This is a genomic window from Nocardia sp. NPDC102475 (assembly GCF_055584605.1).
In genome coordinates, this window is record NZ_JBVJLS010000012.1 from 97,846 (window position 1) to 121,050 (window position 23,205).

A 23,205-nucleotide genomic window follows, 5' to 3' on the forward strand; every position below is an offset into this window, starting at 1 on the left:
CTCGGCCGCTGTTACGGCGGACCGAGGACGTAGGTGGTGATCGACACCGTTCCGTTCTTCGCGATCGCCGATCCGGCCGCGGGCTGCTGGCTGACGACCCGGCCGACGCTGTTGGTATCGAAGGTGCCCTGGGTGGTCTGGCTGATCTGTGCCGATGTGCCGGTCCAACCTGCCTGCCGCAGCTTGTCCACCGCCTGCGCCGTGGTCAGGCCGACCAGGCTGGGCATGACGATGTCACCGCTGGAGACCTGCACGGTGATCGTCGCCCCTTTGTCCGCGCTTGTGCCGCCCGCCGGGTTGGTCGAGAGCACCTCGCCCTTGGGCTTCGAGGACGGAACCTCCTGGATGTTGATCTTGAAACCGGCGCTGTCCACCAGATTCGGCTGCGCGACGCTGATGTCCTGACCGACCACATTCGGCACCCGGGTCTGCTCCGGTCCGGAGCCGAGGATCACGACGATAGCCTTGTCGACATCGACACGCGAGCCCGCCGAGGGATCGGTGCCGATCACCTTGTCCGTCTCCTGCGCACTCGACGGCTTGCGCTGCACATTCGGATCCATCCGCAATCCGCTGGCGTTGAGCTGCTGTTCGGCCTGCTCCTGGGTCATGCCGTCGAGCCGAGGAATCTGCACCTGCGCCGGTCCGGAGGAGACCTGCACGGTGATCGTGCTGCCCTTGTCGACCCGGGAACCGCCGAGCGGCTGGGTGGAGATGACATTGCCGGTGGCGACCGTGTTATTCGCCTTCTGCTGGATGGCCACCGCGAAGCCGAGCTTCTGCAGTGAATCCTGGGCCTGTTGCGCGGATTTGTTCGAAAGATCGGGTATGGCGACCTGATCCGGGCGCGCGCCCGGTCCGATCAATACCCAGAACAGGGCGAACGCGACGATGACCGCCGCGGCGGCGCCGAGGGCGATATAGAGATTGCGGCGTGGACTCGCCGGTTCGGCGGGTTCCTGCTCGGCGGTGTCGTCATTGCGTTCGACGGTGCGGAAGTTGCGCGGCGCCGGTTCGTTCGAGCCGAGGATGGTGGTGCGGTCCTCATCGGTCATCACCATCGGCGCGCTCGGCTTCTGGCCGCCCAGCACCCGGATCAGATCGGCGCGCATCTCGGCGGCCGACTGGTACCGGTTGGCCGGATTCTTGCTCATCGCCTTGAGCACGACGGAATCCATCTCGCGCGGCACTCCGTTGTGGACATGCGATGGCAGCCGCGGATCCTCCCGGACGTGCTGGTAGGCAACGGCGATCGGCGAGTCACCGGTGAAAGGCGGCTCACCGGTGAGGATTTCGAACAGCACACAGCCGACGGAATAGACATCCGAGCGGGCGTCGACGGTCTCACCGCGCGCCTGCTCGGGCGAAAGATATTGCGCGGTACCGATAACGGCCGCGGTCTGGGTCATCGGGTTGGAGTTGTCGGCGATCGCCCGCGCGATACCGAAGTCCATCACCTTCACCGCACCGGCCCGGTTGATCATGATGTTGGCCGGCTTCATATCGCGGTGCACGATTCCGGCCTTATGGCTGAAATCCAGTGCGGCGCAGACGTCGGCGACGACCTCCATGGCCCGGCGCGGCGGTATCGGACCCTTACCGCGCACGATGTCACGCAGCGTGTCACCGTCCACATACTCCATCACGATGTACGGCAGCGGGCCGCCGTCCACCTCCGCCTCGCCGGTGTCGTAGACCGCGACGATGGCCGGATGGTTCAGTGCGGCGGCGTTCTGCGCCTCGCGCTTGAAGCGCAGGTAGAACGTCGGGTCGCGGGCCAGGTCGGCACGCAACACCTTGATCGCGACGTCCCGGCTGAGCCGTAGATCGCGCGCCTTGTGGACTTCGGACATGCCGCCGAACCCGATGATCTCACCCAGCTCGTAGCGGGATGAGAGATTCTTCGGGGTCGTCATGGTTGTCCTTGCGGAGTAGCAGCGCCTGGAGTGGCCGAGGGTCCTCGGGCACCGGGACTATCCGGAAATGGTAAATCGAGCGTAGGGAACCACGAGCCTCTTGTGGTGGTGGACGGACTCGTCGTCTTCGACGACTTCGTCGTACTCGGCGCTGTGGTACTCGGCGTTGTGGTCGGCGGCTGCGTTGTCGTCGTCGGTTCCGTGGTCGGCGGCGGTGGCGGGGCCGGTCTGGTCGTGGTGACGACGGTCGTCGGCGCCTCGGTTGTGGTCGGCGGCGGCGTGGTGACCGGTGGCGGCGCGACCTTCGTGGTGGTGGTGACCGGGCGCACGGTATCCGGATTGGTATCGCCGCCGAAGAGCAGCCACAAAACGAGTCCGACGAGCAGCACCGCACCGACGGCCACGGCCGCGCCGACCTTCTGGCCGGTGGTGAACTTCGAGGTCTCCGGACCGGGTCCGGGGTTGGCGCGGGTGGCGCCGGAACTCATCACGGTCCTGGGCGCACCTGCGGGCGTTTGCCTGGTCGAAGCAGCGCCGCCGACACCCATCGGCGTGGCCGGGGTGTTGTACCGGACCGTCGGGCCATCGTGGTCGTGCGACGGCAGAATCACGGTCGGGCCGGGCGGCAGCACCCGGGTCGCACCGGTCGCCGTCGGTCCTGCGGTGGTGACCGGCGGTGGTGGGCGCCGTCCGGCGCGCACTGCGGCAACGGCGTCGGCGAATTCGCCGCCGCTGGCGTAGCGCAGGGTCGGATCCTTGCCCATGGTGATCTCGATCAGCTCGCGCACATTGGGCGGCAGATCGGACGGCATCGGCGGCGGGGCCTCGCGCACATGTTTCATCGCGACGGTGATCGCACCGTCGCCGCTGAACGGCCGCTGCCCGGCCAAGGCCTCGTAGCCGACCACACCGAGTGCGTACACATCACTGGCCGCGGTTGCGTCCTCGCCGACCGCCTGCTCGGGCGCGATGTACTGGGCGGTGCCCATCACCATGCCGGTCTTGGTGACCGGGGAGGCGTCGACGGCCTTGGCGATGCCGAAGTCGGTGATCTTCACCTGACCGGTCGGCGTGACGAGGATATTGCCCGGCTTGACGTCACGGTGCACGACGCCGGCGGCGTGCGCGACCTCGAGTGCGCGGCCGGTCTGCTCCAGCATGTCCAGACCCTGGGCCACCGAAAGCCGCCCGAGCCGGTTCAGCACCGTATTCAGCGGTTCGCCCTGCACCAATTCCATGACCAGATAGGCGGTTTCCCCGCCGCTGGGATCCATGGTCTCGCCGTAGTCGTAGATTCCGGCGATACCCGGGTGATTCAGCTGGGCCGTGGTCTTGGCCTCACTGCGGAACCGGTGCCGGAAGGTCGGGTCGGCCGAGAACTCCGACTTGAGCACCTTCACCGCGACCCGGCGGTCCAGTCGGGTGTCGAGCGCCTCCCAGACCTGCCCCATACCGCCCGTGGCGATCAGGCGTTGCAGGCGATATCGGTCGGCGATCATCGCACCGTTGTTCAGCATCCCGGCCCCCGTACATCCACTCGCACGTTCATAATCTCTCAGCGCCCTCGCAAACCGGCGTCCAGCACCGCGCGGGCAATCGGCGCGGCCACCGAGCCACCAGTGGCGGCCAACGCCCGGTCGCCGCCGTTCTCCACGATCACCGCGATGGCGATCTTGGGGTTCTGCGCGGGCGCGAAGGCGATGTACCAGGCGTGTGGTGGCGTACTGCGCGGATTGCTTCCGTGTTCGGCGGTTCCGGTCTTAGAGGCGATTTGATACCGGGTCTGGCCGTGTCCGACGGTGTTGTCCTCCGACGCGATCATCAGGTTGGTCAGCGTCGACGCTACCTGGGCGCTGACAGCTTGGCCGACCGAGACCGGTTTATTTTTCGACAGCTCGCTCAGATCGGGTCCCTGCAGTTGATCGACCAGGTACGGCTCCATGCGTACGCCGCCGTTGGCGACGGTCGCGGCGATGACCGCGTTGTCCAGTGGGGTGAGCGCGACATCGCGCTGGCCGATGCTGCTCTGGGCCAGTGCGGGATTGTCCGGAATCGTGCCGACGGTGCTCTCCGCCACCGGAATCGGGATACCGCGGTGCGCACCGATGCCGAATGCGGCGGCCTCATCCTTGAGGTTGGACGAGCCGACCTTGAGACCGAGTTCGACGAATGCGGTATTGCAGGATCTGCGGAACGCCTCGGTGAGCGTTGCGGTGGGGCCGCTGCCGCAGGTGGTGCCGTTGTAGTTCTCCAGCGTCGTGTTCGTCCCCGGCAATGTGATGTTCGGCGCGGCGGTGAACTGGTCGTCCGGAGTTGCGGTGCCGTTGGCCAACGCGGCGGCGGTGACAACCACCTTGAAGGTGGAGCCCGGCGGATAGGTCTGCGACACAGCACGATTCAACATGGGTTGGCGCTGGTCCGCACTCAGCTCTTCCCAAGACTTCGTGCCCTGGGCGCCATCGTGCCCGGACAACAGGTTCGGGTCGTAGCTGGGGGTGGACACCATGGTGAGAATCTTGCCGGTACTCGGCTCGATCGCCACCACGGAACCCGTGTAGCCCTTGGCGGTCAGCTGTTCGTAGGCGACCTGCTGCATCATCGGATCCAGCGTGGTGAGCACATTGCCGCCGCGCGGATCACGACCGGAGATCATATCGATCAGGCGGCGTCCGAACAGCGAATTGTCCGAACCGTTGAGCACCGTATCCTCGGCGCGCTCCAGGCCCGTGCTGCCGTACTGCATCGAGTAGAAGCCGGTGGCCGGTGCGTACGCCTCCGGATCGGTGGGGTAGGTGCGCAGGTACTTGTAGCGGTCGTCGGTGGCGACCGAACTGGCCAGCACGGTGCCGCCCGCGGAGATCTGTCCGCGCTGGCGCGCGTATTCGTCGAGCAGCACGCGTGAGTTGCGCGGATCGGTGCGGTAATCGTCGGCCTTGATCACCTGCACATAGGTGGCGTTGAGCAGCAGGGCGACGATCATGAGCATCACCGCGACCGCGACCCGTCGTAGCGGCGTGTTCATTCCTGCGGCCTCGCTTCCGGTTTGCGCAGAAGCTCGGTGGTCGCGTCCGCGATCGGGGCAACCGGATCCTTCTTGCGCACCGGCGCCGGGGCACGGGCCGCGTCGGAGACCTTGATCAGCAATGCCAGCAGCGCGTAGTTGGCCAGCAGCGACGAACCGCCGTAGGACATGAACGGGGTGGTGAGACCGGTCAGCGGAATCAGTTTGGTGACACCGCCGACCACCACGAACAGCTGGATCGCGATGGTGAACGACAACCCGGCGGCCAGCAGCTTGCCGAAGCTGTCGCGCACGGCGAGCGCGGTCCGCAGACCGCGCACCACGAACACCAGGAACAGCAGCAGCACCGCGGCCAGCCCGAACAGCCCGAGTTCCTCGCCGATGGTGGTGATGATGAAGTCGGTCTTGGCGAAGGGCACCTGCGAGGGCCGTCCGCTGCCGAGGCCGGTGCCCGCCAATCCGCCGGTGGCCAGCCCGAACAGCGACTGCGAGATCTGGTAGCCGGTGTTGTTGTAATCCGCGAACGGGTGCAGCCAGGTCTGGGTGCGCACCCGGACATGGCTGAAGGCCTGGTAGGCGAAGAAGAATCCGATGGTCAGCAGCACGCCGCCGATGACGAGCCAGCCGACTCGCTCGGTCGCGATGTAGAGCATGACCAGCACCGTGCTGAAGATCAACAGCGACGTGCCGAGGTCCTTTTCGAAGACCAGCACGCCGATGCAGACGATCCAGACCACCAGAATCGGTCCGAGGTCGCGGGCACGCGGGAACTCCATGCCGAGGAAATGCCGACCGGCCGCGGTGAACAGATCGCGCTTGGCGACCAGCACCGAGGCGAAGAAGATGATCAGCAGGATCTTCGCGAATTCACCCGGCTGCACACTCAATCCGGGCAGCCTGATCCAGATCTTGGAGCCGTTGGTCTCCGAATACGCCCCCGGCAGCAGCGCCGGAATCGCCAGCGCGACAAGGCCTGTCAGGCCTACGGTGTAGCTGTATTTGGCCAGCGTGCGGTAATCGCTCAGCACGACCAGGATCGCGATGAAGATGATCATCCCCAGACCCGTCCACAGGATCTGTTGATTGGCGTCAGGGGAGGGGATCGGCCACGAGTTGTAAGCGGCGGTCTGCGCGTCGGCGAGATCGAGCCGATGGATCAGCACCAGGCCGAGTCCGTTGAGCAGCGCGGCGATCGGTAACAGCAGTGGATCGGCGAACGGTGCGAAGCGGCGCACCGCGAGATGCGCGACCGCGAACAGGGCCAGATAGGCGAGACCGTACTTGGCGATATCCCAGGTGACCGATTGTTCCTGACTCGCCTCGACCAGAAACAGCGAAACGGTGACGATGCCCGTCGCACCGGCGAGCAATACGAGTTCGGCATTGCGCTTCGTCGACGGTGGCGGCGCTGGCGCGAATCCGCCGGGCGGACTGGGAAAGGCCCCAGCGGACGGCGGTGCCGGAGCGGACATCAGTCCGTCACCCGGCAAGGCTCCCCCGCCGTCTGGGGGTTCGGCGACGTCGTCGCCGTCGGGGTCTTGGCGTCGGGGCTCTTGGTCTCACTCGGCTGCGGTTCGGGCGCGGGCGGCCGGTTCTCGGTGGTTGGCGCGACCGTCGTCGGCGCGGGGACCCCAGGCTGCGTGGGCGGCTCGCTCGGCGGTACGACGCCGGGCTGCGGTACCGACTCCTTGGTCGGGCAGACGGGCAGCAGCTCGTTGCGGGCCAGCATCTGCATCTGCTTGCGCGCCTCGTCCAGCGAACCCGGCGGCAGTCCCTTGTCCACCTGGTCGTGTCCGGTCTGCTTGAGATCGGAAACCTTGAGCGCCTTGCACTTCGTCGGCAGCGTCTCGTGCGGCTGCTTCAGGGTGAGGGCGCCGGTCGGGTCGACACAGCCGATCGTCTCGACCTCGTGGATCGAATAACCCAGCACCGAACCCGGCAGCCCGCGCATGATGACGACCTTGTCGTTATCCGCGCCGACGTAGTAGTTGCTGCGAATCATGTTGTAGCCGACCAGCAATCCGACAGCCGCGGCCAGCACCAGGGCGACCGCGAGCAGGATCCAGCGCAACTTGTGCGATTTGCTCTGCGGCGGCGTCTCCGGTGTCGCGGCGGCCCGGCGTGGTTCGGCCCGCGGCGGACGCATCGCGGCGGCCCGACCGGCGGCGGTATTCGGCGGCGGGCTGTCCTCGTCCTGCCCCGAGGCCGCGCCCGCCACGATCGGGTGGCTCTGCCCGTAGTCCAGATCGATGACATCGGCGACGACCACGGTGACGTTGTCCGGGCCGCCGCTGCGCAAGGCGAGTTCGATGAGACGATCGGCACATTCGTCGGTGCTGCCTTCGCGCATGGTGTTGGCGATGGTCTCATCGCTGACCACATCGGAGAGTCCGTCGGAGCACAGCAGATAGCGATCGCCGGCCCGGGCCTCGCGCATGATCAGCGTCGGCTCGATCTCGTTGCCGGTGAGGGCGCGCATGATCAGCGAGCGCTGCGGATGGGTATGCGCCTGCTCGGGCGTGATCCGGCCCTCGTCGACCAGCGACTGGACGAAGGTGTCGTCGCGGGTGATCTGGGCCAGTTCGCCGCCGCGCAGCAGATAGGCGCGCGAGTCGCCGATGTGGACCAGGCCGAGCTTCTTGCCCGCGAACAGGATTGCGGTGAGCGTGGTGCCCATGCCGTCGAGCTCGGGCTCTTCCTCGACGTGATCGGCAATGGCGCCATTGCCCTCGTGGACGGCGGCATTGAGCTTGCCGAGCAGATCGTCGCCGGGCTCGTCGTCGTCGAGATGGGCCAGCGCGGCGATCATCAACTGCGATGCCACCTCGCCTGCGGCGTGGCCGCCCATACCGTCGGCTAGTGCGAGCAGCCGTGCGCCCGCATAGACGGAGTCCTCGTTGTTGCCTCGGACAAGACCGCGGTCGCTGCGCGCTGCGTAGCGGAGAACAAGTGTCACGATCGCAGCTCGATCACTGTTTTGCCGACACGGACGGGGGTTCCGAGTGGAACTCGGACTGCGGTGGTGACTTTCGCACGGTCGAGGTAGGTGCCGTTCGTCGAGCCGAGGTCTTCGACGTACCAGTCGTCACCGCGCGGTGAGAGCCGCGCATGTCTGGTGGAGGCGTAATCATCGGTGAGTACCAGCGTTGAGTCGTCCGCACGTCCGATCAGCACCGGTTGGGTGCCGAGCGAGATGCGAGTGCCGGCGAGTGAACCTTGAGTCACCACAAGAAATTTGGCGCCCTTCTGGCCTCGGCTGAAAGACGGCAGCACCGCGGAACCGCGTGCGGCCCTGGGCTGGATCCGGATGCCGGATGCCGCGTAGATGTCGCTGCGCAGGGTGCGCAATACCGCCCACACGAATAACCACAACAGCAGCAGGAACCCCGCACGGGTCAATTGCAGGATCAGTCCCTGCACGGCGCTCCACCTCCTGTTCGACCGTGTACGTCGGTGCCGGAGGTGCGAGTTCGCCCCCACCGGCCTGCTGGTTTCGCGAGCCCCGGTCCTGGCGACGCGCGTGTGTTGGCAGCATCATAGGGCCGTGGGTCGAGTTCGATCACGATACGGCCGCAGAATCCCTCTACGCCATGTCGTGACCTGCACCGCGAGCTTACGGGATCAGACGATACGGATCAGGATCTCGGAGTGCCCGGCGCGGATAACGTCGCCATCGGCCAGCTGCCAGTCCTGAACCGGGGAGCCGTTGACGAGCGTGCCGTTGGTCGAACCCAGATCCGAGAGCATCGCGGTCTGCCCGTCCCAGCGAACCTCGATGTGCCTGCGGGAAACTCCGGTATCCGGCAGCCGGAAGTGCGCGTCCTGACCGCGGCCGATGATGTTGCTGCCCTCGCGGAGCTGGTAGGTGCGGCCGCTGCCGTCGTCGAGCTGCAGCGTCGCGGAGTAGCCCGAACCGGCTTGTGCGCCACCGCCATACGCGGGCGCGGGGGCCTGGTAGCCGCCGCCCTGGGCGCCGTAGCCGGGCTGTTGCGAGTAGGCCTGGCCGTAGCCGCCCTGCTCCTCGGGCGCGGCGTAGCCCTGCTCGCCGTAACCCGGTTCCGCGTAGCCTTGTTCGCCATAGCCGGACTGTGCGTAGCCCTGCTGGCCGTAGCCCGGCTGCTGACCGTAACCGCCCTGGTCGGCGTAGCCTTGTTCGCCATAGCCGGACTGTCCGTAGCCCTGCTGCCCGTAGCCCGGCTCCTGGTAGCCCTGCTGCCCGTAACCGGGCTCCTGGTAGCCCTGCTGGCCGTAGCCCTGGTCGGCGTAGCCACCCTGCTGCTGGCCGTAGCCGCCGCGCTCGCCATAGCCCTGCTCGCCGTAACCGGGCTCCTGGTAGGCCTGCTGGCCGTAGCCCTGGCCACCCTGCTGGTAGTCGTAGCCGTTCTGATAGTCGCCGTAACCCTGCTGCGAGTCCGGCGCCTGGTAGTCGGAGCCACCGGCGTAGGGCGCGCCGCCGCGGCCGTAGTCGTCGCGGTACGCACCGTTCGGCGGCCCGGGCCGCCCCGCAGGCGGCGGTGCGTACCCGCGGTTGCGTGGATCGGACTCCGCGGGCTCACGGCTTGGGTCGTAGCCTGAGTTCTGCGTCATGGGGCCAGCTCCTGGTTGCGGGTGTGCAGGTCGTTGTGGCGTGGGTTCGGGGCTGCGAGCCGAGGTGGCTCTGCGGCCGATGTCGGGATCGACCCGACCGCTCGCCCTGAACTGTCCGGTGTGCAGCGTAGGTGATGCCTCGAATGCCACGTGTACTTCGCCGTAGGTCTGCCAGCCTTGCTCGCGGATGTAGTCCTGAAGGTGTTTGGCGAACGCGCGGGTGGTGAGGTCGTGGTCGGCGTCGAGTTGTTGGTGATCAGAGGTGTTGATGGTGATCACATAACTGTTGGGCGCCAACAGATGTCCGCCACCCAGATCCTGGATATTGTCGGCGGCTTCCTGCTTGAGCGCCGCTTCCACCTCCTGGGGAACGACACTGCCCCCGAAGGCTCTGGCGAACACGTCACCGACGGCGCCTTGCAGGCGACGCTCGAATCGAGAAACGATGCCCATCTCGGCCTCCCTTCGGTGCGTGTCTGTTTATTCATAACAACGACACGCGCGTATGGCGTGTCGCGTATCGACCACGTTCATTGCATGATATCCACGATCGTCCACACCTGTAACTCCCGGAAGCCAGCCGGGGTTCCCGCGCCTGTCCGGACCGCACTCGAGTGCCGTCAACAGGCGATTTCGTGTCTCGCCGACCCGCGTGATACTGTCTCCCAGTCGCTCGGGCGAGTGGCGGAATGGCAGACGCGCTGGCTTCAGGTGCCAGTGTCCTTCGGGACGTGGGGGTTCAAGTCCCCCTTCGCCCACAGATACGCGGAAAGCCGCAGATCAGAGAATTTTCTCGAGTCTGCGGCTTTTATCGTCTGCGGGGTTCTTCCCTTGTGCGTCAGCGGGTTTGGTGAGTGAGGCCGGGTGTGCTGGTCGGGGCGGCCGATCCGTACCTCCGTGTCGGCGTGTCGGTCGAAACCGAGTGGGTATGCGATCGGTGTGTCCCACTCGACCGAGCGGCGCCAGGAGGTTGTCGTGACCAGTGACATGCAACAGGCCAAGCGCCCGGTCAGCGCGATGTTGGCCGGTCCGTACGGGCATCCGTTCCACCCGATCCTCGTAACGGTGCCGATCGGGGCATGGGTGGCGAGCGTGGTATTCGATATCGCTTCGCACATTGCGGGCGACCCGCAGTCCCTCGCCCGTGGCTCGACATGGCTCATCGCGGTCGGTGTGCTCGGCGCGCTGGTCGCGGCCGTGGTCGGTCTGCTGGATTTGCTCGCGATCCCGACCGGCACCTCGGCGTTTCGCACCGGCCTTGTGCACATGAGCCTGAATCTGATCGTGACGGCCGCCTTCGCCATCGACTTCTGGTGGCGGCAGTCCGGTGACGGACCGGATGGCGCCGTGCCGATGGGGCAGTTGGTGTTGTCGATCATCGCCCTCGCGGTGCTGGGCGTCTCGGGTTATCTCGGCGGCAAGCTCGCCTACCACTACGGCGTCCGGGTGGCCGACGAGGCCACTCAGGCCTCCGGGTACCGACACTGAGTCCCGTCAGGGTTCGCATCGTCGATGCTTGCGATGGCTGGTGTCGCACAACGGGTAGTTCGACGAACGGCGGCACAGACACAGCGCGACGACGACTCGGTCGGAGTGAATGGTCCGTCCGTCCGGGGTGACGAGTTCGACCGGCCCGTCGATGAGGGCCGGGCCGTCGGTCGTGAGCCGGATCCGCCGGGGTTCACGGTTTGTCGGCACGGATCACCACCAGATCTTCTCGGTTCTGGCCGGGCTCGATCAGCCCGGTCGAGGTCAGCCACGGGGTCAGCTCGCGCATGATGGGACCGAACGGCACCGACGAGCGCGCCACGACGGCGGCCTCGAGTCCGCCTTCCCGGAGCTGGGCAACGGTCGCATCGGGATGGCACAGGCACGAATGCACGGTCAGCGCGACGCCGCCGGATTCGAGTAGCCGCGGCATCATCGCGCACAGGCGATCCAAAAAGGCCCTGCCCTTTTCTCCCGCGTTCCAGGCCCTGGCTTCGCCGCGATCGGGAGCGCTTCGAGGCGCGGGAACGTAGGGCGGGTTGGCGAGGACGAGATCGAAGCGATCGGTTCCGAGTATCGCCTCGAAATCGCCGTGTAGGGCTCGGATGGTCAGGCCGCGCAGCCGGCAGTTCAACCATGCGGTGGCTACCGCGCGACGGGAAACGTCGACCGCGGTGACGGTGCGGGCACCATGGTGGGCGGCGGCGACGGCGAGCGCCCCGGTGCCGGTGCCGATATCCAGTACGCGACCGCCGTGCGGGATGCGCGCCTGCGACAGTGCGTGCATGAGCAGCCGCGTGTCGTGCTGGACTCGATAGACGCCGGGAGCGCGGACCAACATCATATTCTCCGGATTATCCGTTCGGACCGTCCTAAACATCGGCGCCGGGCAGCAAGGAGCTGCGTCCGGCACGCCAGGCGTCGAAGATGTGGTCGGCGAAGCGGTTCTCCAACATATTTGTGGCCTGAATGCCGAGGACCATGGACTTCGTCAGCGCAGGCTCGTGCGCGATCAGGTCACCGATTACATCTGTGCGCATCAATTGTTCGTGTACCGCATCGGCTTCCACGTGTTCCTGGTAGAAGCGCACGCAGGCCGGGTCCGCTTCGAGTCGTCGCAGGGCGTCGACCAGGCGTGACGACGCCGGTGACGAGCTGATTTCGACAGTCGCGAAATGTCCGACCAGCGCACCGCGCAGCGACCGATGTAAGCCGAACAGCGACATCATGTTCACCAGGGAGAGCATCGGTTCCGGGACGGCGTCGAGGTAATGCAGATATTCGGCATCGAGGCCCGCGCCCGCCATGAGCTCGGCAAAAAGTCGCGCGTGGATGCGTTCACCGCGACCGCCGCCGAATTCGTCGAATTCCACCGCAACAAAGGCAGCTTTGGCCTGTCCGCGCAGGCGCGGGATCGCCCAGGCGTAGGGGTCGGCTTCTTTATGGTGATAGATCGACCTGTGCACGAAATACTCGCGCATATGCCACCATTGGCCCTCGTCTCGGAGGAACCTGGACGGACCGGTGGATTCGATCGGGGTCACCAGGAGTTCGTCGAGCTCCGATTCGAGATCATCGCCTCCGGATACCTCCGCGCGCATGGCGTCCAGGAATGCGGTCTCCATGGCGGCTCGCAGGGCCAGCAATCCGGGATCCCATTCCCATTCCGGGTCCACCGCCGCGAATCCGTGATAGTGCAGCTCGTAGCAGGTGTGCAGAGCAAGCTGCAGATCCTCGCTGTACGGGTCGAGCGATCGGGTCGTGGGCCCCGGTTTGCCAGGTATTCCGCGCAACAGCCCCACCACCGCCTCGGACAGGGCGCCGCGTGGGCGTGGCAGGGGGCGAGGTCGGATGTCCGTGGTGACCGTCATACCTCCTCATACTCCCCGTGACCTGATGCGATATCCAGCAATGTCCGGCGTGACGTCAATGCTCGGCGAACCGATGTGCCGTTACCCGCAGTAATAGCCGATCCCGCGTTGGTGAATGCCGTGGGTTTGCCCGGGGTGCGGTCGCCGAACCGGCGATGTTCGGTAGTCCGCTGTGAACGCAGCGGAAAATCGAATGACAGCCTGTTCGGCGATCTTTAGTATCTGGCGAGTGCATCGATGGTTCCTGATTACCCCGCCGCCGTCCTCCTGAGCGAGGTGTAGGACCGCGCGTCCCAGCAAATTGGTTGTGCACCTCGCTTCCGCGACCCCGATCCATTTCTGTCGCAGGAGCGCGAATGTCCACTGCTATATCCACGGCCGGCCGATTCGGGTTGGTCTGCCTTGTCGGTGCCGGACTTTCGGCGGGTACCGGCGGTCTACTCGGCATCATGCTGCTTCGTGCCACCGGTCTTTCGCCGGTATCCGTCGCCGCCTGTCGGCTCGCCGTCGGCGGGCTGCTGCTGATCGCTCTGCTGACCGTGACGCGGCGGCCGTTGCCGCGGAACACCTCGGCCTGGCGCAGGATCGGGGTGGTCGCGGTCCTTGTCGCGGTCATTCAGGCGAGCTACTTCGGTGCGGTCGCGGCCTCGTCGGTGAGCCTGGCGACGCTGATCACCCTCGGAATGTCACCGGTGGTCGTCTCGCTGCTGGAACATCTGACCGGCAGGCGGATCCTGGATCGTCGGCGCGTGGCGACGATCGGAATCGTGGTGTCCGGGGTGATCCTGTTGGTCGGTGCGCCCGCCGATGACGCGGCATCCGGCGGGATATTCGCCGGTGCCGCAATGGCATTGGTATCCGCCTGCGCCTTCGCGACCCTCACCCTGATCAGCGCCCGTCCGGTGCCCGGCCTCGACGTGATCACCACGACAGGTTTCGCCGTCACCGGCGGTGCCGTGCTGCTGACGCCGCTCGCGGCGATATCCGGACTCACCTTCCACCCGACGCCACACAGCGTTGTCCTGGTAATCGTGTTCGGCCTGATATCCACCGCCGTGGCATACACGCTGTACCTGCGCGGTCTCTCCGAAGTCGGTGCGGGCACAGCCGCGGTGCTCGCCCTCCTCGAACCGCTGACCAGCACGATCGCGGCCGCCGCAATCCTCGGTGAACGGCTGACCCCAACCGGTCTGGTCGGCGCGGCATTACTGACCGCCGCGCTCGTCCACACCAGCCTTCAGCCGGTGCGATCGTCCGACAGGTGACCGCGCAGTGCGATCCTGGCCCGCCGAACTGACCGTCGGATCCTCGGCGGCGCTGCTCGCAATAGCTATTCACACGGCCGCGGCGTCGGCGATCTCGTCGCTGGTGGTGAGCCACACGCCCGGATGGTTCGCCACATAATCCAGCGCCTGCTCCAGATATTTGATGCGGAAGGCCTGGCCGATGACGAAGGGGTGCAGTGCAAGAGCCATGACGCGGCCGGACTCCGCACAGAGCCGGTCCAACTGGTCCTTCACGATTTGCACGAAATCCGCACCGCGCAAACCGGTTCCGAGGAACAGGCCGATGTCGTTGAGTTCGACCGAGTACGGAACGCTCAGCACCCCGGGCACATTGAGCCGATACGGCTGATCGTCATTGGTCCAGTCCAGGACATAGTCGAGGCCGAGTTCGGCGAGCAGTTCCGGGGTGTGGAAAGTCTCGGTGAGTGCGGGCCCCATCCAGCCGCGCGGGCGGCGGCCGGTCGCGCGCTCGATGGTTTCGACGATATCGGTGAGGTAGGCGCGCTCGTCGTCGATCGACATATCGGCCTGGAAGATCGAGTTGTTCTTGCCGTGCGCCAACCAGGTCCAGTTCCGCTCCCGCCCGGCGGCGATGATCTGCGGATTATGGTGTGCGACATCGGAGTTGAGCAGGGCGCTGGCCCGGATACCGTAGTTGTCCAGTGCCTGCATCACCCGCCAGATGCCGACCCGGGGACCGTAGTCGCGCCAGCCGTAGTTCAGCGGATCCGGGGTGAGGTTGGCGGTGCCCGGGAATATGCTGGTCGAGGGTCGGTCCACCTGGTAGTGCTCGATATTCAGCCCGACATAGAACGCGACGCGGGCATCGTCGGGCCACCGAATCGGTGCGCGGTCGACGATCGGGCTGTAGTCGAAGAGTGCGTTGTCCATGCGGCCTATGCTCGAACCATCACATACATGTGAAGGTCAAACCAGAGGCGGAATCCAATGCGAATCGGGGAACTGTCGGAGCGCACCGGCACCTCGCGGCGGCTGCTGCGCTACTACGAGGAACAGGGCCTCATCGTCGCCGACCGGTGTGCCAATGGCTATCGCAGTTACGACGACCGCTTCGTCGACCGGGTCCTGCAGATCCGCGGCCTACTCGACGCGGGCCTGCCGACCCGCATCATCAAGCAGATCCTGCCCTGCCTGGACAAGCCGCGCACCATCTACTTCCCGGACGCGACCCCGGAAATGCTGGCCACCCTGGAACGGGAACGCGACCGCATGTCCGACCGCATCCGCTGCCTGTCCCGCAACCGCGACGCCATCGCCGAATATCTCGAGACAGTCCGCGAGAACGCCGCCTCCTGACCTCGGTTCCGTCAGAACCTGTTGACTCCTAATGAGAACCTGTTCTAATTTTTGGCATGCGTAGATTTGACGGCCGCCGCGTATTGGTCACCGGAGCAGGATCGGGTATCGGGCAGGGGATCGCCCTGCGGCTGCTCGATGAGGGGGCGACGTTGGTCGCCGCCGATATCGATGCGGCCGGTCTGGAGAACACCGCGGCCAAGGCGGGGGATGCGGCCGAGCGGGTGCGCACCGTGCAGGTGAATATCGCCGATATCGAGTCGGTACGCGCCGCGACGGGCGAAGCGGTCGAATTCCTCGGCGGCCTGGATGTGCTGGTGAACGCGGCGGGGATTCTGCGGCCCGCGCGCACCGAGGAAATGCCGCTCGAGGTGTGGAACCAGGTGATCGGGGTCAACCTCACCGGCACCTTCCTGATGACCCAGAGTGCGCTGCCCGCGCTGTTGGAGTCCGGTCACGGCGTCGTCGTGAACCTCTCCTCGACCGCGGCCTTCAGCGCCGCGCCCTATCTGGCGTCGTATGCGGCGTCGAAGGGCGGCGTCAATGCCTTCACGCACGCGATCGCGCTGGAATACGCCAAGCAGGGGCTGCGCGCGGTGAACATCGTGCCCGCGGGTATCACCAGTGGGATCACCACGAAGTCCATCCTCGATCAGCCGGAGGGCTTCGATCCGAAGCTGTTCTCGCGCATGACCGGCTGGCTCAACGGCGGCGCGCTCGGCAGTCCGGAGGATATCGCCGGCGTAGTCGCGATGGTCGCCTCCGATGACGGTCGCTATATGACCGGCACGGAGATCCGCATCGACGGCGGCGCACTGATGTAGTCAGGCGGGTCGGGCGACGAGCAGGTGATGCGGAATCGGCGGATCGGCCAGTTGCCTATGGTCGACGGTGCAGCCCGCGCCTTCCAGCGCGGCGATCACCTCGGCCACCGGCCGCAGCGTGAAACCGTATGCGGTGAACGGCATTTTCGCCATCGTGTCCGGATCGCCGATACCGACGACGAGGCTGCCACCGGGACGCACGACGCGCACGAGTTCGGCAACCGCGGCGGCCAGATCCGGCACGAAGTAGACGGTGTTGACGGTGATGGCGGCATCGAGTGCGTCATCGGCCAACGGCAGATCGGTCATCGAGGCCGGTGCGAGTTGCATTCGGCCCGTACGGATTTCCTCGGCGAACTTGGACTTCGCCCTGGTCAACATGTCCGCCGAGATCTCGAAACCGTGCACCGTCCCGTTCCTGCCGACCCGCTCGAGCAGTATCGAAAGCCCTGCGCCACCGCCGAATCCGATATCCGCGACCGTCGCGTTCGCCGCGATCCCGGCCGCATCGACCGCGCCGGCGATGGCGCGCTTATTACCGCGATTGAGCATGAAGGCGAAGCCCTTGCCGAGCGTTCCGTGCGGATTGCCGAGTTGACCGGCAATCGTGGACAGCACGCGGGTCCGGATTCCGTTCATAGCGCTCATAGTATCGACCGACATTCCGAATCGGACACGGCAAGACATGCCAGATGGACCACTGATTTCGTATGAACATGGGTAACTCGTCGGGTACGTCCAGAACTCGACTCACACGTGACCGCCGGTCCGCGACGGCACCGGCGTGGCTCTCGACGATCGGCAAAAGGCTCGGGGAGGCGGGGGAGCAAGCTGACCTGATGCGATCACCGCTGGTACTCCTTGCCGCCGCCGTCCTGGCGCTCGCGCCGATCGGTACTGCCGAGGCGGCCGGATCGTGGGGTCCGCTGGCGCCGCCGAATCCGTACCTCGGGCCGCTCGGCACCGCGACCATGCACGGTGATGCCGGATCGTCGGATGCGACGCCGCTGGCCGGGCCCGGCACCGGTGGGATTTCGGTGGCCGGGTATCCGTTGGCCTCGGCATGTCCGACGCTGCTGCAAGGGGCGGACAATCTGGTCGTCGCGCTGTGCACACCCGTGATCGGCCAGACTCCGACCATCCATCTGCTCGATGCGTCCTTCGTCGGTCCGGTGGGCACGCCGCTGGCTTCGCTGGAGATCGCGAAGGGAAGTCTGCTCGGCGGTGTCTACGCCTATCTCGACAATGCCGACCGCCTGGTCATCGTGGACGGTAACCGCACTCTGCTCCGCGTCGGCCACTCGCGTGACGCGGCGGGCAAATGGCGGCTGTCGATTGATTCGTCCACCGATCTCAGTTCCGTAATTCCGCAGGGCGACAACGTGACCGGGCTGGTGCCGGACTGGTCCGGCAATGTCTGGTTCGCCACCGGCAAGAGTCTCGTCGGTCTGGTGACGCCCGTGGGTGCGGCGGCCACCGTCGCGCTGTCTGCGGGTGAGTCGGTGGCCAACAGCATTTCGTCGGCACCGAGCGGACGGGTCGCGGTGGCCACCACGCACGCGCTGTACGAGTTGCGCGCCGACGCCACCGGGCGACCGGAGGTGCTGTGGCGCGCGGCCTACGACCGCGGATCGGCACGTAAACCCGGCCAACTCAGCTGGGGTACCGGCTCCACCCCGACCTACTTCGGGCCCACCTCCGGCGCGGAATATCTGACCATCGTCGACAATGCCGACGGACATGTCAACGCACTGGTTTTCCGTTCCGGCACCGGACAATTGGTGTGCTCGCAACCGGTGCTCACCCGCGGCGGTGCGGGCAGCGAGAACTCGCCGATCGGTATCGGCCGGTCCCTGTTCGTCGCCAGCACCTACGGCTACCCGTACCCCACCGCCCCCGAGGGCGCAGGTCCCGCCGTTCCGGCCTCCGCGCCGTTCGTCGGCGGGATGACCAGGGTCGATGTCGACGACACCGGCTGCCATACGGTGTGGGAGAACACCGTTCGCAGCGCGGCCGTTCCGCATCTGTCCACCGCCGACGGCGCCATCTACACCGTGACGCGCGTCGGACTCGACCTCACCACCCCCCTCGACGGCTATGCGTTCACCGTCGTGAATCCCGATACCGGCGCGGTGATTTCGCATCGGCGGCTGGCCGGAACCATCGTCGACGACCCGCTGCAGACCTCACCGCTGATCACGCACGACCGCAAGATCCTGCAGGGCACGATCACCGGAATCCTGCGCGTCAGCTGAAGTCGGGGGCATTCGGTCCGGTGGCCAAACCCCGCTCGACCACGGTGAGCGCCCGCTGAATCGCGCTGTCCCTGGCCGCGTCGTCGAGGTCGTCGAGTACGCCGTCGATGATCAGCGAGGCCATACCATGCACCGTTGACCAGGCGGCGTATTCGGCGTCCGGTCGATCCGCCGGGTCGAGGAAGCCGACGTCGACGAGTTCGTCCAGGAGTCCGGCCAGCAGATCGAAGGCGGGCGATGGCATTTGGTCGCCGCAGAACGCGGTGCGGAACAGGCCGGGTTCGCGCAGCGCGAAGGTGATGTAGCCCCGACCCACCGCGCCCAGTCGGGTGATCGCATCCGCCGGCGGCGCCAAGCTCGCCATCGTCTCGGCCATTGCGCCGAACAGGGTGTGCTGAGCCTGTTCCTGTGCCGCGTTCAGCAACTCCTCGTGATTGGTGAAGTGCCGATAGGCCGCGGTCGGCGTGACGCCGACATGCCGGGCGGCCGCGCGCACGGTCACCGCCTCCGGTCCGCCGGTTTCGGCGAGTTCGGCGGCGGCGCGCACCAGGGCATTGCGCAGGTCGCCGTGGTGATACGGGCCGTCGCGGGTGGCGCGCTTCGCTGCTGTTTCCGAATCTGTCATCGCATCGATGTTGACACCTGCACACATGGCATGGCAAGTTAACACCCATAAAGTTTACGCATGACAACATGCCCGATCGGAGACCCGATATGTTCGAAACACTCGGCAGATTCGTTATCCACCGCGCCCGCTGGATATTGGTCGTCGGCGTGCTCGCCCTCATTGCGGGCGGTGTGGTCGGCGCGACGGCCTTCAGCAAGATGCAGCCCGGCGGCCAGCAGGACCCCAATGCCCAATCCAGTGCCGCGCTGACCCAATTGGCCGACAAATTCGGCGCCGATACCGACTACGTCTTCCTGATCGAGGCGAAACAGGGGACGGTCGACGGCACTGCGGTCGCCACCATCGGCCGCGATCTGGCTCGGCGGCTCGCGGCTGACCAGCGCCTGACCAATGTCGTCTCGTATTGGGATACCGGATCGCCGGCCATGCGTTCAGCGGACGGGAGCGCGGCCGTCGTCCTGGCGGGCAATGTCGATAAGGACGCCACCGATAAGGAGAAGTCCGCCGCCTCGATCGTCGAGACCTACCGCGCCGACGGCCCGGTCGCGCAGATCGAGGTCGGCGGCGGTACCGCGATCTTCCACTCGATCACCAAGCAGATCGGCAAGGATCTCGGCCTCGCGGAAGCCGTTGCGGTGCCGCTGATTCTGGCGCTGCTGGTGCTGGCCTTCGGCAATGTGGTCGCCGCGCTGCTCACCCTGGTGGTCGGCGGGATCGCCATCCTCGGCACCTTCACCGAACTCTCGATCCTCGGGTCCGTCACCGATGTGTCGATCTACGCGGTGAATCTGACCACCGGACTCGGACTCGGGCTCGCGGTGGATTACGGCCTGCTGATGGTCAGTCGCTTCCGTGAACGCCGCGCGGCCGGAGCCGAACCCGACGATGCGGTGATCGCTGCCGTATCGACGGCCGGGCGCACCATAGCCTTCAGTGCGGCCACCGTCGTGGCGGCCCTGTCCGCGCTGGTGATCTTCCCGCAGTACTTCCTGCGGTCCTTCGCCTACGGCGGCATCGGCGTGGTCGCCATCTCCGCCATTGCCGCGGTGGTCGTATTGCCCGCGCTGCTCGCGCTGCTCGGCGCGCGGACCGATGCGTGGCGGGTGCCCGGTGTCCGCGGAATCCGTGGTGACGCAACGCCGTTCTGGGCCGGAGTGGCCGGATTCGCGATGCGTAGGCCGCTACTGGCCGGTGTGCCGGTGGTGGCGGTGCTGCTACTCGCCGCCGCGCCGCTGTTGCACGTCCAGTTCGGTACGCCCGACGATCGGGTGCTGCCCACGAGTACCGAGGTGCGTCAGGTCGGTGACGCGATGCGGGACGATTTCGGCGGCGGCGATGTCAACGCGCTGTCGGTGATCACCGAAACCGGCGTTGCCGCAGCGCCGCTCGCGGATTACGCGCGCACCCTGTCCAGGGTCGAGCATGTCACCCAGGTCGATTCGAGTGCGGGCACGTTCGTCCACGGCGAGCTGACGGCGAGTACACCCGCCGATGCCCGGTTCGCCCGCCCGGACGCGCAGCGCCTGACCGTACTCACCGATCTGGACCGCAATTCCGCCGCCGCCCGCGATCTGGTCGATCGCGTGCGTGACGTGCCCGGTCCGGCCGGTGCCAATGCGCTGGTCGGCGGACAGGTGGCCGAACTGCGCGACAGCCTCGCCTCGATCGGCGCGAAACTGCCGATCGCCATCGGGTGGATCGTCGTGACGACCTTCGTGCTGCTGTTCCTGTTCACCGGCAGCATCGTGCAGCCGCTGCGCGCCCTGCTGTCGAATGTGCTGAGTCTGGCCGCCACGCTCGGGCTGATGGTGTTCGTCTTCCAGCAGGGGCACCTGTCCGGACTGATCGGATTCACCCCTGCGCCGCTGGATGTTTCGATGTTGCTGCTGCTGTTCTGCATCACTTTCGGACTATCGATGGACTACGAGGTCTTCGTGATCAGCCGGATCAAGGAACTACACGATCGCGGTGCGTCCACGAAGGAAGCGGTTATCGAGGGACTGGCCCGCACCGGACGCTTGGTAACCACCGCGGCGGCGCTGATTTCGATCAGCTTCCTCGCCTTCACCAGCAGTGACGTCCGGTTCATCCAGTTCTTCGGACTCGGCGCGGGGTTGGCGATCCTGATCGACGCGACACTGGTGCGCGGCGTGCTGGTGCCGGTCGCGATGCGACTGCTCGGCCGGGCGGCTTGGTACGCGCCGAAGCCGTTGCGTTTGGCGTACGGGCGGCTCGGTCTCGCCGAAGCCTGAGACGTACGTCACGCGGCCCCGCATGCATAGTGCGGGGCCGCGTTTCGGCTGTTGCCCTGTCGTTTTCGCCCGATCCGGCCAGGTCGAGCGAGGAAGGTGGCAGAGATCACAGAGTCGGTTATGGTTGCGGCCGTGGTGCTGACCGCAGTCCGATTCGGTACTCCAGCGATCGCATTTGCGCACCTGGTTAATCATGATCTTGACCGGATGTAAGTCCACCCCGAAGGGTTACGACTAGGTGTAGATCACGTTTATAACACAGTAAACCAACCTGAAGTTTCTTTTACCTCATCCAACTGTCGGCAACACCAATTATCTGGTGGTGAATGCGCAGGTCCGAGCAGCATTTAGTAACCATTGAGGACTCTATGTTAACAATGTAGCTAATCGCTCGAAGAATGTTTGTCGACCGCCTGTGGTTTCTGGATCGTGATCTGGGATCGCGTGCCGAAGGTTGGTTCCGAGGTCTGGTTTCGGCGGCCGAATGGACGCCGAGAGTTTGCTGGACCACTGGAAAACGATGTGCCCACATGGGTTTGCTGGGGCGCTGCTTTATACGCCTGACCTCGGCGGGGAGGGTTGCGTCGGGATAACGATTGTGTAGAGTTGACGGTAACGCTGGCCGCAGCTGAGCTGGACTCGCTGCGGCCAGCGGAACTCAATTGGGGGCCTTCGAATCTCGGTCGTTACGTAGCGTTGCTACCGATTGCCCGGACTCATTTCACTCACCGTGTGCTCGGCGTTGTCTGCCAGCGCTTCGCGGAATCCTCTTCAGCGCCACCGAATCCCAGTGTTGCCGCGGCTCGTGCGTCCTGCTCGAGTGCGGCCCGGCGACCCACCACGAAGACGTAGCCGAGAAACAGTGCCTCCGCGATGAATCCGATGCCGACCTTTACCGGCACGGGCAGCGAACTCGGTGTCACGAAACCTTCCAGCAGCCCGCAGACCAGCAGCACCGCGACCAGACCGAGCGCGACCGTCGCGGTGGCCCGGCCCTGACGCGCGACCGCCTCCAGCCGACTCGACCGTCCCGGATCGATCAGCGTCCAGCCCAGCTTCAGGCCGACCCCGCCCGCCACGAAGATCGCGGTCAGCTCGAGCGTGCCGTGCGGGAGAATGAATCCGAAGAACGAATCGAGCCGACCGGCATCGGCCATCAACCCGCCGGTCACCGCCGTATTGAGCGCGTTCCCGAACAGCAGGTACACCGCGGGCAGGATCAGCACCCCGGTGAACAGCACCATCGCGGTCACCCACGCGTTATTGGTCCACACCTGCGCGGCGAACGCGTCGTGCGGATGTTCGGAGTAGTAGGTCTCGAATTCGCCGCCGGGTGCGGTGAGCCAGTCGTTGTGATCGGAGATGCCGAACAGATCGCGCGCCGAACCGGAACCGGCGATCCAGACGGCCAGACCGGTGGAGACGATGACGAAGACTGCCGCCACCGCGACCCACCACGGCCACGCCCGATACAGCGCCGCGGGGAAGCGGTGGGTGAAGAACCGGCCGACCTGGCTCCACGCGTCGCCCTTGGTGCCGAGCACCCGGCCGCGCGCCTTGGTCAGCAGTGCGCTGAGCCCGGCGATGAGTTCCGGATCCGGACTGTGCGATTGCAGCCGCGCCAGCTGCTGTGAGGTGCGCCGGTACAGCGCGACGAGTTCGTCGGCCTCCGCGCCGCTGAGCTTGCGCCGACCGGCCAGATAGGCCAGTCGATCCCATGCCCCCCGCTGTGCGTAGCTGTACGCATCTACGTCCATTG

Annotated in this window: 20 protein-coding genes and 1 tRNA gene; 7 read left to right on the forward strand and 14 right to left on the reverse strand. The window is 66.1% G+C overall.

Annotated features, from left to right (window positions below; translation table 11 throughout):
• Nucleotides 1-11: 11 nt before the first annotated feature.
• The 7 genes from pknB to ACZ60G_RS22285 form a co-directional block, all read right to left on the reverse strand.
• Complete coding sequence (gene pknB / locus ACZ60G_RS22255) at nucleotides 12-1,916, reverse strand: Stk1 family PASTA domain-containing Ser/Thr kinase (RefSeq protein WP_465811936.1); 1,905 nt, start codon at nucleotides 1,914-1,916, stop codon at nucleotides 12-14.
• Nucleotides 1,913-3,433: a protein kinase domain-containing protein gene (locus ACZ60G_RS22260; protein ID WP_465811937.1), complete on the reverse strand. Its 1,521-nt coding sequence runs from the start codon at nucleotides 3,431-3,433 to the stop codon at nucleotides 1,913-1,915. The genes pknB and ACZ60G_RS22260 overlap by 4 nt, the downstream gene beginning before the upstream one ends.
• A 38-nt stretch (nucleotides 3,434-3,471) precedes the next feature.
• On the reverse strand, nucleotides 3,472-4,938 hold the full coding sequence (locus tag ACZ60G_RS22265; protein WP_465811938.1) for a peptidoglycan D,D-transpeptidase FtsI family protein: 1,467 nt from the start codon (nucleotides 4,936-4,938) through the stop codon (nucleotides 3,472-3,474).
• The gene (locus ACZ60G_RS22270; RefSeq protein WP_465811939.1) at nucleotides 4,935-6,410 is read right to left on the reverse strand and encodes an FtsW/RodA/SpoVE family cell cycle protein; all 1,476 of its coding nucleotides are present in this window, start codon (nucleotides 6,408-6,410) and stop codon (nucleotides 4,935-4,937) included. The genes ACZ60G_RS22265 and ACZ60G_RS22270 overlap by 4 nt, the downstream gene beginning before the upstream one ends.
• Nucleotides 6,410-7,894 (reverse strand): PP2C family protein-serine/threonine phosphatase, encoded by a 1,485-nt coding sequence (locus ACZ60G_RS22275; RefSeq protein ID WP_465811940.1) that lies wholly within the window; start codon nucleotides 7,892-7,894, stop codon nucleotides 6,410-6,412. Before ACZ60G_RS22275 ends, ACZ60G_RS22270 begins: the two co-directional genes overlap by 1 nt.
• Entirely contained in the window at nucleotides 7,891-8,358 is a 468-nt protein-coding gene (locus ACZ60G_RS22280) for an FHA domain-containing protein FhaB/FipA (RefSeq protein WP_014980860.1), read from the reverse strand. The genes ACZ60G_RS22275 and ACZ60G_RS22280 overlap by 4 nt, the downstream gene beginning before the upstream one ends.
• A gap of 201 nt (nucleotides 8,359-8,559) precedes the next feature.
• Nucleotides 8,560-9,978, reverse strand: coding sequence for a DUF3662 and FHA domain-containing protein (locus tag ACZ60G_RS22285; RefSeq protein ID WP_465811941.1), 1,419 nt, complete (start codon nucleotides 9,976-9,978; stop codon nucleotides 8,560-8,562).
• A gap of 222 nt (nucleotides 9,979-10,200) precedes the next feature.
• Between ACZ60G_RS22285 and ACZ60G_RS22290 the strand changes: the two genes are divergently transcribed.
• Both ACZ60G_RS22290 and ACZ60G_RS22295 read left to right on the forward strand, forming a co-directional pair.
• Nucleotides 10,201-10,283 (forward strand) — tRNA-Leu (locus ACZ60G_RS22290).
• Nucleotides 10,284-10,500: 217 nt separating this feature from the next.
• Nucleotides 10,501-11,013: a DUF2231 domain-containing protein gene (locus tag ACZ60G_RS22295; protein ID WP_465811942.1), complete on the forward strand. Its 513-nt coding sequence runs from the start codon at nucleotides 10,501-10,503 to the stop codon at nucleotides 11,011-11,013.
• 6 nt (nucleotides 11,014-11,019) lie between these two features.
• Here the strand turns inward: ACZ60G_RS22295 and ACZ60G_RS22300 are convergent, their stop codons facing one another.
• Genes ACZ60G_RS22300 through ACZ60G_RS22310 form a run of 3 tightly spaced genes read right to left on the reverse strand, consistent with a single transcriptional unit; the run spans nucleotide 11,020 to nucleotide 12,884 of the window.
• A complete protein-coding gene (locus ACZ60G_RS22300; protein ID WP_465811943.1) occupies nucleotides 11,020-11,223 on the reverse strand; it encodes a CDGSH iron-sulfur domain-containing protein in 204 nt (67 codons plus the stop codon).
• On the reverse strand, nucleotides 11,207-11,857 hold the full coding sequence (locus ACZ60G_RS22305) for a HemK2/MTQ2 family protein methyltransferase (RefSeq protein WP_465811944.1): 651 nt from the start codon (nucleotides 11,855-11,857) through the stop codon (nucleotides 11,207-11,209). Before ACZ60G_RS22305 ends, ACZ60G_RS22300 begins: the two co-directional genes overlap by 17 nt.
• A 28-nt stretch (nucleotides 11,858-11,885) precedes the next feature.
• Complete coding sequence (locus ACZ60G_RS22310) at nucleotides 11,886-12,884, reverse strand: iron-containing redox enzyme family protein (protein WP_465811945.1); 999 nt, start codon at nucleotides 12,882-12,884, stop codon at nucleotides 11,886-11,888.
• Nucleotides 12,885-13,240: 356 nt separating this feature from the next.
• Between ACZ60G_RS22310 and ACZ60G_RS22315 the strand changes: the two genes are divergently transcribed.
• Nucleotides 13,241-14,149: a DMT family transporter gene (locus ACZ60G_RS22315; RefSeq protein WP_465811946.1), complete on the forward strand. Its 909-nt coding sequence runs from the start codon at nucleotides 13,241-13,243 to the stop codon at nucleotides 14,147-14,149.
• Nucleotides 14,150-14,218: 69 nt separating this feature from the next.
• On the opposite strand, the gene ACZ60G_RS22320 is transcribed toward ACZ60G_RS22315, so the two are convergent.
• Nucleotides 14,219-15,061 carry a polysaccharide deacetylase family protein gene (locus ACZ60G_RS22320; RefSeq protein ID WP_465811947.1) on the reverse strand — a complete coding sequence of 281 codons (843 nt, stop codon included), beginning with the start codon at nucleotides 15,059-15,061 and terminating at the stop codon, nucleotides 14,219-14,221.
• A gap of 57 nt (nucleotides 15,062-15,118) precedes the next feature.
• On the opposite strand from ACZ60G_RS22320, the gene ACZ60G_RS22325 reads away from it, so the two are divergent.
• Together ACZ60G_RS22325 and ACZ60G_RS22330 are read left to right on the forward strand one after the other, a co-directional pair.
• Nucleotides 15,119-15,487: a MerR family transcriptional regulator gene (locus tag ACZ60G_RS22325; protein ID WP_465811948.1), complete on the forward strand. Its 369-nt coding sequence runs from the start codon at nucleotides 15,119-15,121 to the stop codon at nucleotides 15,485-15,487.
• A gap of 56 nt (nucleotides 15,488-15,543) precedes the next feature.
• Nucleotides 15,544-16,311 (forward strand): SDR family NAD(P)-dependent oxidoreductase, encoded by a 768-nt coding sequence (locus ACZ60G_RS22330; protein WP_327094775.1) that lies wholly within the window; start codon nucleotides 15,544-15,546, stop codon nucleotides 16,309-16,311.
• Here ACZ60G_RS22330 and ACZ60G_RS22335 read toward each other — a convergent pair whose 3' ends face one another.
• On the reverse strand, nucleotides 16,312-16,950 hold the full coding sequence (locus ACZ60G_RS22335; RefSeq protein ID WP_465811949.1) for a class I SAM-dependent methyltransferase: 639 nt from the start codon (nucleotides 16,948-16,950) through the stop codon (nucleotides 16,312-16,314).
• Nucleotides 16,951-17,150: 200 nt separating this feature from the next.
• Between ACZ60G_RS22335 and ACZ60G_RS22340 the strand changes: the two genes are divergently transcribed.
• On the forward strand, nucleotides 17,151-18,566 hold the full coding sequence (locus tag ACZ60G_RS22340; protein WP_465811950.1) for a hypothetical protein: 1,416 nt from the start codon (nucleotides 17,151-17,153) through the stop codon (nucleotides 18,564-18,566).
• Here ACZ60G_RS22340 and ACZ60G_RS22345 read toward each other — a convergent pair.
• Complete coding sequence (locus tag ACZ60G_RS22345) at nucleotides 18,559-19,191, reverse strand: TetR/AcrR family transcriptional regulator (RefSeq protein ID WP_465811951.1); 633 nt, start codon at nucleotides 19,189-19,191, stop codon at nucleotides 18,559-18,561. The genes ACZ60G_RS22340 and ACZ60G_RS22345 overlap by 8 nt on opposite strands.
• Nucleotides 19,192-19,280: 89 nt before the next feature.
• Between ACZ60G_RS22345 and ACZ60G_RS22350 the strand changes: the two genes are divergently transcribed.
• Complete coding sequence (locus ACZ60G_RS22350) at nucleotides 19,281-21,446, forward strand: MMPL family transporter (RefSeq protein ID WP_465811952.1); 2,166 nt, start codon at nucleotides 19,281-19,283, stop codon at nucleotides 21,444-21,446.
• Nucleotides 21,447-22,171: 725 nt separating this feature from the next.
• Here ACZ60G_RS22350 and ACZ60G_RS22355 read toward each other — a convergent pair.
• On the reverse strand, nucleotides 22,172-23,203 hold the full coding sequence (locus ACZ60G_RS22355; protein WP_465811953.1) for a stage II sporulation protein M: 1,032 nt from the start codon (nucleotides 23,201-23,203) through the stop codon (nucleotides 22,172-22,174).
• Nucleotides 23,204-23,205 lie beyond the last annotated feature (2 nt).